The sequence below is a fragment of the Nodularia spumigena CCY9414 genome (assembly GCF_000340565.2).
GTDB lineage: Bacteria > Cyanobacteriota > Cyanobacteriia > Cyanobacteriales > Nostocaceae > Nodularia > Nodularia spumigena.
In genome coordinates this window covers 2253263-2266469 of record NZ_CP007203.1, presented here as the reverse complement: position 1 = coordinate 2266469, position 13207 = coordinate 2253263, and the positions used below count along the sequence as shown (strand labels likewise).

Here is a 13207-nt window from a genome sequence, read left to right as displayed (position 1 = left end):
ACTAGCCATTGGACTCCATAGGCAACACCGCTTCAGATAACCACTGGTAAAATTCTGGAACTGCGGCCTCGACAAGGCGCAATACATTAGGCGCGATCGCTTCCAATTCCAGCACCGTCTGCCACCGCCAATCCTCATTCCAGTGCTTAAGGATGTTTTTAATCACGTCTATACCCTGCTTAATACCAGAGCGAAGTATTTCCACGCAATGGAGCAGCGCAATCGTTGGCGATCGCTCTCATCCTGAGTAAGTTTGGATCTGTGGCCTTAACTTCTTCCCCAGCAATTAAACGCTTGAGAATGTGATGCAAACCCAAATTAAATCTCGCTAACCACTTTGCCGAGTAGTTACCCCAGTCGATACACAAAGGTAAATTGTCCCGTTCGGTACGGTCTTTGCTGGTAACAATTGTGGGTGGGGTAGGGTATTGCCTCCCAGTTTTGGGGTCAACAATTGTGTCGTCTGGTTCTAATAAAATTGCTTCAAGAGAGGCGAGCGCTCTGATTAATCTACCGCCTTCATCTTTTTCCACTAATTCAGGGGTGACATCCATACCGTAGGAATCCTGAATGCGGAATTTTTCACATTCAAAAATTTCTTCGGGTTTGAGGTAATCTTTACTTTGACGGGCGCGGTACTCACTAGCTGAAATATTACGAGCCTTGGAAATAGCCGAGTGATAGGCAGTGTCCAAAGCTGCGGCTGCTTTTTTCAACTGCTCGGTGGCTTTAGGATCATCGTCACTGCCGACAGATATAAAGGTATTACCCATGAAGGTGAGGAGCGATCGCAAATCATCACGCAGGTTATTGATCGATTGGCTACGGTTGGCTTGAATTTGACAGTAAGCTTCCAGCGCCCAATCTTTCTCCGCGCCCCGCTTTCCAGTTTCACGGTCAATTCGCAAGAGAAAAGCAGTCATTTCATTGGTTTGCAGCAGTCGTTCTTTAATCTTGGTGGCGTTAGTATCTTTGTAGCCAAAGGGAGGGCGAGGGGCTACCCAAACGTGAAACGGGACTTTGGGACGATAGCGGTACAGCTGTTGGGCGCATTCGGTAGCAGTTTGGCTAACACCATGAAATACACCAAACACTAAATCGAAATGATACTGGGAGATATCTACACCAGTTCCCAAGCTGGGGGAAGTGAACAAGGCATCGAGGGATTTAACGGCGTTGGTGATATCTTTAATGAAAGCGATATTTTCTTCACTGCCAGAGTTATCCGAGTGGATAGACCAGATTTTGAAGGGTGTAGAAGACTCGTCATGAATAGGGTGTAGGGGGTAGGGGGTAGGGTGTAGGGAAGACGGTATTGGTCGAGGCTTGGAACCCCCACCAATACAATCGTCTTGAGAAGACGATGCTTGTGATCCACTGGTTGTTCGATGCTCTTTCTCCCCTACACCCCACACCCCACACCCCACACCCTGCCCAAACGGGGCTTGGTCAGAGTTAGAAGATTCTTCAACCTTAACTAACAATGATTTTTCCAGTTTCTTAATGAAACGTTTCGAGTCGCTGACCACCATGATTTTCTGTCCGGCCATCAGCGCCGCCGAGATTTGGGCGACTAGGGCGCTGGAACTATTACCTTCATACCAGTAAATAGTGCGATCGCCATTTCTCCACTCATTTTTGACGATGTAAGGAATTTCTCCCTCTGGTCGCATGGCGCGGAAGAAATCCACTGTCAGGTCATCCATGTGAGCGTCAGCGATGACCACCAGTGGGGCATTGTATACTATATATTCCAGTACCTCCAGTATGGCCGCGCGATGTTCTTTGCAAGTTTTACTGTGCAGTAGATGAACTAAGTATTGGCAAGCCTCATCAATAAATACGCAGCCGTAGGTTAAAGCTTGCGTATTCAGTTTATGTAAGCTATCAATGGTGATACTAAGGGCTGTAGCTTTAGTTAACCCCACATAGCCAAGTTCTGAATACATTGCCGTCTGCAAGCGTTCGGCTAGATTTTTCAGGAGGTTGACACGATGCCCGTTGTTGAGGAATCGCGTATTTGGGTTTTGGTCACGCCACCAGCGCATGAGTTCAGTTTTTCCCGTACCCATGTCACTCCACAACGCCACCAGCCCTGATTTGGGAAAGCGGAAAGAGGCAGGGGGGCAGGGGGCAGGGAGCGGGGGGGAGTTGGAAATTACTTTATACAGAGGGTTGTTTAACGACCCTTCCTGTTCTCCCCAGTCCCCAGTCCCCAGTCCCCTTTCTTCTTCTCCTCTGCCCCCTGCCCCCTGCACCTTGTCCTCTTCTTCCCTTGGTAGTTCGGGAAGATAAAGAGCTTGAGACAAATATTTAACGTTGACTGTCACATCTGGCTTGTACTTGCTCAAACCCCACTTTCTCTTGTGGTATGAACGCTGGTAATCTTGAAGTGATTTGGCATCATCAACGATCGCACTCAGTAATGTATTGGCATCTTTGCCTCGACCAACCACGAAATCATCAACACCTTTCTCCGGCCCTGGTAGTGACGCAACTTCACAAGTACAACCTGCCGCCTCAATCACTTTGCCAGTTCGTATCGTTGCTTGGTACACTGACCAACGTGTTTTATCACTGGTTTCGTGGTCGAATAAAATAATGAACTTGCGTCCCGCTTGAGCTAGTGGCACTAAGTCAGGGTGCAAACGTTCATCGAAATCCTGTTTACCGACACGCCCGTTCCAAATTCCAGGGAGTGCGATCGCGACAAACCCCAAACTCAGCAAACAGGCTGCTTTCTTCTCACCCTCGCATAAGATGATGGGAATTTCTGAGTGCCGCTTCATCCATTCCCAGAACAGGAGTGGATTGACTTGATCTAGTAAGCGCAGTGTTAAAAGTGAATGATATCGCTTAATGTTGTAACGCTTTGCAATTTTGTCCCAAATACAGTTAGCAACATCGAAGTAGGTAACTCTGTTTGCTGTTTTGGGGGGTGATTCGTACTTAACTGGCTTACCTTTTTGCCAATCAATGCGGGGGAAGTTCGGCTTAATCCGCCCCCATTCCATTGGTTGCCAATTTTTGAACGGGTCAAGGGACTTAATCCATATCCCACCCAACAGCAAATGCTGATACCGCTTAATGTATCCTTCTGTAACTCGTCCGGCATTTTTGCGGGGGATTTTATCGGAGATAAACAAGTAATCGTAAATTGATTCTCCCTCAATGTGAAAGAAGTTGCCCTCAATCAATGCCGGGTGAATGGCGCTACCTACTGCCAACTGATGGTACTCAGCCGCAATTAAGTCATTGGGATATTGGGGTTCACCTGGGTCACGGGTAAGTTTAGGACTTGGTAGATTTTTCTGAGAAGCATTGAGGTAAGTCATGATTCGCTACCTCCACTCCTCAGCCCCCTTTCTTCTTCTGTGACTGGCTGCCTGATAAAAATCGCTATTTCAAAGCTTTTGAGCCATTCTGCTAAGGTTTGAGGTATTGGATTTATCCCCAATGCCTGTTGATCCACACCTAGCTCTAATATTGAATATTCGTGACTTAACACGGTAAATTCCCCTGATTTCTTGGTTTACAAGCCTCAGAGGGGGTTGATTGCGCTACTACGGCTTTTGTCTATGAAATTTGAAATTTTTCTTAATTAAACTTAATGTTTTTTAATTTTTCGTAATTTCAATAGCCAAATTGCCACAAGAAATTGGTACATTCGTGTGGCTTCTCATATAATATGAGAAGTAGCGCGGATTCAATCTCGTTTAACCAGTCAGTGGAAAAGTCGCCAAACTTTTTAATCACCACTGTATTTGGTTTGTTGGAGATCACCCCGCTTTGAGGTTATTCAATTTCAGTTTGAGGACGAAGCGACACTTCTTAGTGCGTTTTGTCCTTTAAATTTTTGATGTTGTTTGTTCCCTCCTTTTTGCTTTAGCTTGATCTTACAAAACTTCTGTACATCTGGTATCTTTTTTCTTTTACTTGAAACCTCCACGTTTGTTAAGAATTCTTAAGAAGGTAATCTGAAGCGTGTGATTACCCTGTACTCGTGCAGAACCTACTTCGGAGGCTGAGAGCAAAACTTGAATATGGTGTGAAGCGGAACCGAGTATCAATTGCTGCTGCCCATTTTGGATAATGACTAGTGGGAGTTTTAAATATATCTTTGGAGTTAAATTTCACTTTAAATTTATCTTTATTCATAATTACCTCTAGGATGCCATTTTCAAGTTTGAAGGATTAGAGTCATTTATTAGGTTTCGCGTATCTGTCATAACATACTTTTTGATGACTGGTTGAAGAGTAAAACTAATTTCCTGAGTAACTGGGTTTTTCACAGTTTCGATTAATGACATTTTTTCAAGAATTTCTAATGCTTTGACTACATCTAAAGTTGATATAGTATTTTGGCGTTTAAAGTTATTCAAAATTGTCGTGATACTAATTAATTCTGAACCACCCACTACTTTTTCTGCTAAATAAATCAGAATTTGTTTGTGAATGTTTTGTAATACCTGTCCAACTATTTCATTAAGTATATTTTCAAGCTTTTTGCTTACAAGAGTAGTTGGATTCTCAAAAAATATGTCTGTACTACCAAACAGATGATAAATTCGGTCAATTACGGCTGTTAATTCCGAAGGATTACCACGATAAGTTTGAATTAATTGATGACATTTTTTTGGGTCAGTCAATCCTCTGTCAAACAGAAATTGCATGGATGCGTTTGTATCTAGACCTTCAAGTTTTATGAATTGAAAAGGTCTTTTCGCATTGAGTAAATCATCAAACTCATCGAGTAAAACTCGACTAGTTAATATCAAACAGCTTTGATGAGTTTCTTCTACTACACGGCGAATAAAAAATAAATAATCTAATTTCTGCTCAAAATTTTGCCCTAACAGTTCTAAGTCATCTAAGACAATCAAGCAACGTTTTTTTTGTAGATATTTGAGCAAGTGTGTAATACTTGCTTGTGTATGATGTGGCTGAACAAACTCAGGATCTAAAATTTCTAATAATTCTGTTACCAAATCTTCAATTGGTGGTGTGTGAGCTACCGATTTCCAGATTAAATAATCAAATCCTAAAATTTTATTGGTACTAATATCTGTAATTAATTTTGCTGCTAATGAGCTTTTACCAATACCTGCAACTCCTACAAGTGATACACAGTGCTGTTTTTTAATTAATTCTTTGAGCAGAATTAGTTCTGCTTCTCGTCCATAAAAGCTAGAAACATCAGGTATTTGACTCCCATAAATTGCATCTTGACTCATGAAAGCTTCTAAACAAGTTCGCAAATTTCGTTTGCACACTTGTTCACCATTCCCTATAATTTCTGTGAGTGTATCAAATAATATTGTTGCTACTCTACGCTGCAAGTAATTTTGGCTGTAAGATGAGTTTTCAGACATTTTTTCATAGTTCTGCCCATTCCAAGCACCTCTGACAACCGTGATTTCTGGCTCAGATAAGGGTTTGCCCCGTGCTTTGGAGACTAGTTCATTCAAAACACTTAAAGCTTCCTCCAAAGTTAATGTTTGTAAATCATCATCCTCTGTATATTGATAAGATGATTGTATATTACATGACTGTATCAGTAAATTTTCTTGTGAAGAAGCACTATAACCCATAAAATCCCAGCTGTTACTGTGAGAGTGTGTCTTAGATGTAATGATACTGTATATGTGACTTTTTATCCACTACATTCGGATGATAACTCACAAATGCCGTTATTTCTAGCTTAAGTTAGATTAATCATCAAATAATGCAGTTAATATCTAGCTATACTGAAGAATATCATTAGGATGAGATGTGACATACTGTATCAACCCACTTTGCGAAGCTAGAGAGAATCCAGATAATGCCGAAAAATGTCTCGCTTGTGGGACTTCTCTAGTGATTCATGGACGGATTCGCCTAATTAAGCCGTTGAGAGAACTTACAGAAGATCCGTATGTACGCATTGAAGTATTTGAAGTAGATGATTCGGGGACTAAGTGGGATACAGTTCGTAGACTGAGAATCATGAAGGTTCTGAAATGGGGTAATTCTAAGTTAGTGGAGTTATTCGAGCGAGAATCCCGAACTTTGAGGCGTTTAAATCACCCGTGTATCCCAGGAAGTACCATAGATGACTTTTTTACATTTGTTCCTAATAATAGCCCTCTAACATTGCGATGCCTAGTAATGGATAAAATTGAGGGACAAAATTTGCAAAAATGGATACAGTCTAATGGGCGCATTTCGGAATCTTTAGCTGTAAAGTGGCTGAAACATCTTGTGGAGATTTTAGATGTGGTGCATCATACAGAGTTTTTCCATAGAGATATTAAACCAGCAAATATTATTCTTCAACCAGATGGTCGGCTGGCATTGGTTGATTTTGGGGCTGCACGACGAATTACCGATACTTATTTAGCAAAAGTAAGTGCCAGTGGTGGAACCAGCACTCGGATGGGAAATTATGAAATTACGGCTATCGTCTCACCGGGTTATACACCATTAGAACAAATCAATGGAAAAGCAGTACCCCAATCAGATTTTTATGCTTTAGGAAGAACACTTGTATATTTAATTACAGCTATACCTTTAGTTAAATTACCTACAGATGAAAATACGGGGCAGTTAATTTGGAGAAACAAAGCTCCACAGATAGGTAAGCGATTTGCTGATTTAATTGATGAAATGATGGCTCCTTTTCCAGGACAACGCCCACAAACCAACGAAATAATTTTACATAGATTAAAAAAGCTTCCTTCACAAACTAATTTCGATAAGTTCGTTAAATCTAAAACATTTATATTGATTGTGATTGGATTAGTTAGCTTCACAGGACTTGGGATGTTTAATATGTTATTACCTGTAATAGCTAATTATTTTGTATCTCAAGGACAAAACTTAGAAACTAAAAAACAATCTGAAACTGCCCAGAAGTTTTTTAATTGGGCTATTAAAATTAACCCTCGAATGAATCAAAGGATTTCTAGTTTTTATTTTGAAAAAGCTGGGCGCAATTTTAGAAATTTGCAATTGGCTAAAACTTATTATGAAAAGGCAATCCAATATAATCCTCAAGATATAGATATATATAGAAACTTAGCGCTAGTCTGTCAGTATTTAAATCAGGTTGAATGTGTAATTAATAATTATAAAAAAGCCCTACAGATTAGAGGTAACGACTGGGAATTACATTATGAATTAGGTAATTTTTATGACCAGGCTAATAAGTATGAATTAGCAGAGAAACAATATAAGATAGCGGTTAAACTAAACAAAGAGGCAGCAGCCCCTATCAATAATTTATCCCGATTAAAAAATCGAGAAGGAAATTATTATGAATCTGAGGCATTGGCAAGGCAAGGATTAAATCTTACTGAAAAGCCCGAAATAAAAACTACGTTATATAAAAATTTAGGTTGGGCTAAATTAGGGCAGCAACAATATATTGAGGCGGATAAATATTTACAGAAGTCAATGGAAATCGATGCGACTAAAACAGATACTTATTGTTTGTTAGCGCAAGTACAAGATGCTGTAGATGAAACTACTAACGCTAGAATTTTATGGGAAGTATGTATGATAGCTGAATCAAGCCTACCAGAAGTACTTATTTGGCGGCAGCAATTACTAGATCGTCTAAGCAAAAACTAACTGAAGAAAGTAGAAGCAGTGGGAGCATCCTACTTTGGCAAATATATCTTTTCTGTCTAACTGTGGAATCAGGTTCTTACGGCTTAATGGAATATATAACGGCTTATGTGAGTTGGAGTCTGGAAAGGCGTAAATACGTCAATGCGACTAAATATCTTGGCTAAACCACAGCCTAAAACCCTTGCTATTGCTTGGGGATTTTTAATTCACATAAGGCGTATATATTTTCTAAGTTGGGATGCTCCCGTAGGTTAAGAGGCAACTTAAACAACTGGTTAAATACATTATATCTGTGTAAATAGCTATAACAATCTATCCTATGATAGAGGTGTTATCTTGTTAATCAGCTTAAGTGTAAATATTAATACTATTAAAGTCATAATCACATATTTAAACAAGAAAAAATAATAATCTCTCTTAAGAGAGATTTGCATAATACATTTCACTTGCTAAGATTTAGTACGTGTATAAATTATAAGACTGACTGGATTTACCTATTTGAAATGTTTTATGACCACTGCTAGAGCAATAGATAAAATTATAATTGCTTTACTCTTAGTTCTTTCAAGTTCCAGCAGTGTGTGTGGGCAACAGCAAAGATTTGCAAAGCGTGTATGTGATGATCCTGTGGGACGAGTGATTAATGGGGGTGATCTGCATTTATCGGTAGGAAATTTAATTTGTCCTGAAGATCAAATTCAACCAGCGAATGGTTTTAAGGTAAAAATTATATGCTATGCCAGTCGAAGAATTTTAGAAATTCAGCAGAGTAAGAATGCTGTAGATGAATGTAAAACAGAAGTACCCCAATCGCGGGATATATGTATTCCAATTACTCCTGGTTATTGTTCCAACACCAGAGGGACAGGAGAAACTGAAAATAAGCCTCAGCTAATTACTCCCTACGTAGGTCGAATTCTCAATACCCGTCCTAGATTATCCTGGGTAAATGTACCAGAAGCCACAAGTTACACAATTCAGGTAAACGGGATGGGAGTCAACTGGTCTAAGAATGTTCAAAATACCTCACTACCGTACCCCTCATCTTTGCCAGCAATGCAGTTTGGGCGTATTTACCAGATAACTATCATTGCTAATCAAGGAGATAAACCAGTTAGTGCTAATTCCTTTGTCACCATCGTATTACCAGAGTTAGAAGCACAAGGGATAAAAAGTGTTATTGAGCAAATTGAAAGCCTCAGTTTGGATGAAGATGCTCTGGCTATTGATTTAGATGCAGTGTATATGTCGAAAAACTTGCTCACAGAGGCCATTGGAGTCTTGGCAGCACGAACTAAAAATGGGACTCAAAATCCTGCTATTTATCGAATGTTAGGCGATCGCTATCTGGAGACAGGTTTGCTAGAAACTAATTCACTAGCATCTGCCAAAAGAGCATACGCAGAAGCAGTAAAGTTGGCTAGGCAAAAAAATGATGCGGAAGAATTGGCTAAGGCACAAGCCGGGGTAAAACTTTTGGAAAGTCAGTCCCAAGCACCAACCAGAACAAATGCTGCCCAGTAATAAGGATGACTGTACTTAGGACTAGAAAGTAAACTTAATTGAGCTTGTCTAAGTGCTTCGGCTTTCGGAAGCCCATTTTTCAAACCTTCATAAAATTTGCTAATTAGTTGTACAGTAGAGTCAGAATTTACTAGCCACAAAGTTGCAATTGTGCTGCGTGCGCCTGACTGGGCTGCTAATCCAGCAATACCCAATGCCGAACGCCTATCTCCCTTAGCTGTTTGGCAAGCGCTGAGAACCAGTAAATCAATCGATGATTGACTATTTTGCCGTTTAAGCAAAACATTCAAATCCCAGAGATTCATGGGACGATCCCACGCTAAAATGAAAGTCTGCTCAGGGTCAGAACTAAATTGCGCGTGAGTACTGACGTGAATTACTGGTAGAGGGGAATTAGCAATTTTTTGGCGAAAGCGATCGCTCGTAAATTGATGATTAAGTAGTTCGGAGGTAGAAACAGTATTTTTCCTAATACTTTTGATTTCTGCCTTAACCTCTGGTAAGGGATTCAAATTAGGAGGAACTAAAGAATCTCTAAAACTCGGGCTTTTTTCAGAAATTGCTGCGACTAAAGCCCTTAACTGTCCTGGTTTGAAAGCCTGATTTTGGTAAAATTGAGAACTTGAAGCTACGGAAATATTATAAGAATCAATTAAATATTTTTCACCATCATGTAGCATAGAGATGGGCAAGTTTTGGAAATAAGTATCCAAAACAAAGATTAAATTACCTGTTTCTGGTAAATACTTGCTGATCGGTGCAAGTAATAATTTATATAGAGATTGAGGATAAAGCAGAAAATCAGTTTCGGCAAAAGAATTGAACCGTTGATTTTGCAGAAATTTAATTAGTGTATTAATAGAATCTTCAGCTAAATTTAATTCTAGATTATGATGATAAAAATCACCTTCTGGATTACGAAGAATTACCTCTATTTGATTTTTCAGTTTAATTAAATAAATAGTATGTGGGATCTTGCTAGAAGAATCTTGAACATCCAGTAAAGAAAATTTAGGAATCAAATTACCACATTGTAAGAAATTTTCTAATTCAGCTAATTTTAGCTGTTCTTGAGTTTGGATAATTTGTCTAAAATTGATGTTATCTTGAGACAACAGTAACTCCATATACTCTTGATATACGGGTTCAACTTTGTCTTTAAAAGCAAATTGAATTTCTGGGTTAATTGATAAAATACTGTTGCGAACGAGTTCTAGACTGTGAACAGCAGCCGTATATGCTTGGATTGCCTCCTGGATACGATTACTTTTTTTGTACAATTGACCTAATTGCCACTGCCATTCATAAGCAATATCCCAAGCTTCGACTGATTGAGCAATTCCCATAGCTTGGCTGAGATATTTGATTGATTTCGACTCTTGACCCAAATGAATGTAAACATTGGCAAGAGTTCCCAAAGCAAAGGATTTTGCTCTCTGGTTTTCCAATTTATCAGCTAATGATAAAGCTTTTTGACTTAGTGCCAGTGCTGTTGATAATTTATCATTGATTGTGAGCAAGCATTGAGCTAGTTTAATTCGAGCATAGATAGCTTCTATGGTGGGTAATTCTGAAAATTGATCTTGGTTAGTTAATAAAATTTGAACTAAAGATTGAATTAATTGTGGGTTGGGATCACTAGATTCTAATAACAAGTTTAGTTGATTTAACTGTGCGGGAATGGTATTTATTTGTTGATAAAGTTCTAGAGCCGCCATAAGTTTAACTTGGGCTGTATTCAGTGCTTCTTGTTTAGATAGGGGTTCATCTATGAACTCATATCTGCTTTTAGCTTGTGCAAAAAGTGAGCGTTCTGTATGAGCTAAACTCAGTAATAAATTAGGTGCTTCCAATCCAATATCTTGCGCTATTGTACTAGCCTTGTTTAGCACCAGAGAAGAGGACTCTGGGTTTCCCAGTTGCCGCAGTACATCCCCAAGATTCCGAAGTCCCACAACTTGGACTTTTTGTAAGGGTTGGTTTTGTAACGCCTGATTTAAACGTTCTTGATATTCAGTCTGGGAAAAACGTTGTAAATGAATTGGGTGACAAACCCAATTTTCCATCTTCAAAGCCTGAATTAAAGTTTGGCAAGCACGAGAATATGAAGCATTAGCTTGTAATGCCAAACTTTGATTAATCAGGCTACCCGTCATTCCTTCGGTGTCATTCAGTTTTTTGTAAGCACGGTAAGCTGATTCCCAAGTCTGTAATGCTGCTGATGTAAGTCCTTGATGTAGTTGAGTAAATCCCTTTTGGTTCAATTGTCCTGGCGTGGGAGCCGCAATCGTTTGATTTGGAGAAAAAATTATCAGCAATGATAGAAATATGCCTAAAAATAAATACTTTAAAGTTGATAGCCGAGAGAAAAATAGATACCATTTTCTTGCCATGTTTTTGCGTCGGAATTTGTATTAACAGAAAATAAGGGAATTCCCAAATCAAGACGGGCATTGAAGCGATTGCCCAACTGGTACTGCAAGCCAAGTCCAAAAGACCCCAGAGTACCTGTTGTGACTGATGTATTATTTGTGCCATTACTATGATTCCAGGCAGTACCTAGATCAAGAAAAGGAATGAGTTGTAAAATCCCGGTTTCTTCTTGCCACACAGGAATGTAGAATTCGGCTGATAGTAGAAGTCTGTTGTCAGTCAAAAACGTATCCTGGCGATAACCACGCACAGAATTTGCGCCTCCTAGCCCGATTTGTTCTAAAGGAAGAAGCGGTCTGTCAGCCAATTGCATATCTGCCCTGATTTGCAGAGTGTTCGCTGATAACCGCCGCACCCAAGTAGCTTGTCCCCTCCAAGCAAAAAAACGACTATCAGGGTCAGAATCATTAATAGTTGCATTAAAAGCATCAATACCCAAGCTAAATTGTGAACGAACATATAACACTTGTTGACGGCTACGGTCTATCCATTCTTGGGAAAACCTCACGGCAGAAATTCTTGTTCGTCCGGTAGCATCAGCCCCAATACTCAACGGGAAAGGAGTGTTGAGCAACGAAGATTCACTTTCTAGTCTCGAAGCAGTTAAAGCCAGTGCAAATTCTTGGTTGGAATTAGCCGTAGCTCGTTGTAGCAATGGCTGCCGGAAAGTCACTTCGTAAGCACGAGCATCAGAAAGAATATCCAAGTTAGTGAAGGGGCGTTCAATAATAGTGGATGAGGTGTTGGCGTAAAAGAATTGCAGAGTGCCGTTTTGTGGATTGATCGGCACAGTGTAGCTGGTGGTTATCGTGTTGCTACCCTCTGTATTTCTGTAGCCAACAATAAAGCGATCGCCTAAGCCCAGCAAATTAGCATGGGTTAACTCAACTCGGCGTTGAAAACTGCCCACGGCTGGAGAGCGAGAATTATCCAAAATAGCTTCTACCTTAAATGGTTCGCGTTCTTTAACCGTTACTGTCAAAACAGGTCGTTGTAAGCGAGTGCCTTCGATCAGTTCGGCTGTAATTGACGAAATCAAGGGATCTTGTTGTAATAGTTGCAAATCTTCCAGTAAGCGATCGCTATTCAGTACCGTTGAAGTGTTGGGTAAGCGAGAACGAATATAATGTTCTAAGCTTGAAGTGCCTACAACGTTAATTTTATCCAATTTTCCCTCAACAACGCCAATAGTGATGACGGCTTGATTCGGGTCAATTGCTTGGTTTTCTGTGATGGGCAGATATGCTCCAGAACTAATGTATCCATTGTCTACGTACAGTTTAGTAATCTCTGCACGAGCTAGCAGCAAATTTGAAAAAGTAATTTCTTTGCCAATAAAAGGTGCAAGTAATTCTTCAAGCCTTTGATTGGAGAATACTGTGTTGCCTTCAAAAACAAAGCGTTTTACCTTAATGGCTTGTATATTCTCACCAGTAATTTCAGGTGGCGAAGGTGGGGGAGATAGAGGAACTAGTTTGATTTCCTCTTCTGGCGTTAAGGGAGAAACAGAAGGTGGTTGTTGAGGAAATGTGGGGATTCGTTCTTGTGCTAGTAGTGGTTGAGATGCAAAGATAAAAGTAGTTGCAAAAATGTACTGGATTTTGATTTTGAGCATAGAAAATATTAAGAAGGGGTTAGG

8 protein-coding genes and 1 pseudogene are annotated in these 13207 nt (G+C 39.9%); 3 read left to right on the top strand and 6 right to left on the bottom strand.

Annotated features, from left to right (window positions below; translation table 11 throughout):
* Position 1: 1 nt before the first annotated feature.
* The 4 genes from NSP_RS25305 to NSP_RS10100 form a co-directional block, all read right to left on the bottom strand.
* Positions 2-205, bottom strand: a complete 204-nt coding sequence (locus NSP_RS25305; protein WP_044482753.1) for a hypothetical protein — start codon at positions 203-205, stop codon at positions 2-4.
* The gene (locus tag NSP_RS24055) at positions 180-3335 is read right to left on the bottom strand and encodes a DUF3854 domain-containing protein (protein ID WP_144360523.1); all 3156 of its coding nucleotides are present in this window, start codon (positions 3333-3335) and stop codon (positions 180-182) included. The genes NSP_RS25305 and NSP_RS24055 overlap by 26 nt, the downstream gene beginning before the upstream one ends.
* Positions 3332-3508, bottom strand: coding sequence for a hypothetical protein (locus NSP_RS26280; protein ID WP_006198858.1), 177 nt, complete (start codon positions 3506-3508; stop codon positions 3332-3334). Before NSP_RS26280 ends, NSP_RS24055 begins: the two co-directional genes overlap by 4 nt.
* A gap of 658 nt (positions 3509-4166) precedes the next feature.
* The gene (locus NSP_RS10100) at positions 4167-5591 is read right to left on the bottom strand and encodes a helix-turn-helix domain-containing protein (protein WP_006198857.1); all 1425 of its coding nucleotides are present in this window, start codon (positions 5589-5591) and stop codon (positions 4167-4169) included.
* A gap of 181 nt (positions 5592-5772) precedes the next feature.
* Here NSP_RS10100 and NSP_RS27375 point away from each other — a divergent pair.
* The 3 genes and pseudogenes from NSP_RS27375 to NSP_RS10090 form a co-directional block, all read left to right on the top strand.
* Positions 5773-5844 (top strand): annotated as a pseudogene (locus tag NSP_RS27375) (4-Cys prefix domain-containing protein); the annotation flags it as partial.
* Positions 5845-5985: 141 nt separating this feature from the next.
* A complete protein-coding gene (locus tag NSP_RS10095; protein WP_071839372.1) occupies positions 5986-7611 on the top strand; it encodes a serine/threonine-protein kinase in 1626 nt (541 codons plus the stop codon).
* A 510-nt stretch (positions 7612-8121) separates the two neighbouring features.
* Positions 8122-9135: a hypothetical protein gene (locus NSP_RS10090; RefSeq protein WP_006198855.1), complete on the top strand. Its 1014-nt coding sequence runs from the start codon at positions 8122-8124 to the stop codon at positions 9133-9135.
* Here the strand turns inward: NSP_RS10090 and NSP_RS10085 are convergent.
* Both NSP_RS10085 and NSP_RS10080 read right to left on the bottom strand, forming a co-directional pair.
* Positions 9096-11528, bottom strand: a complete 2433-nt coding sequence (locus NSP_RS10085) for a CHAT domain-containing protein (protein WP_017804031.1) — start codon at positions 11526-11528, stop codon at positions 9096-9098. The two genes, NSP_RS10090 and NSP_RS10085, sit on opposite strands and share 40 nt — an antisense overlap.
* A complete protein-coding gene (locus NSP_RS10080; RefSeq protein WP_006198853.1) occupies positions 11483-13183 on the bottom strand; it encodes a ShlB/FhaC/HecB family hemolysin secretion/activation protein in 1701 nt (566 codons plus the stop codon). The genes NSP_RS10085 and NSP_RS10080 overlap by 46 nt, the downstream gene beginning before the upstream one ends.
* Between the last annotated feature and the right edge of the window lie 24 nt (positions 13184-13207).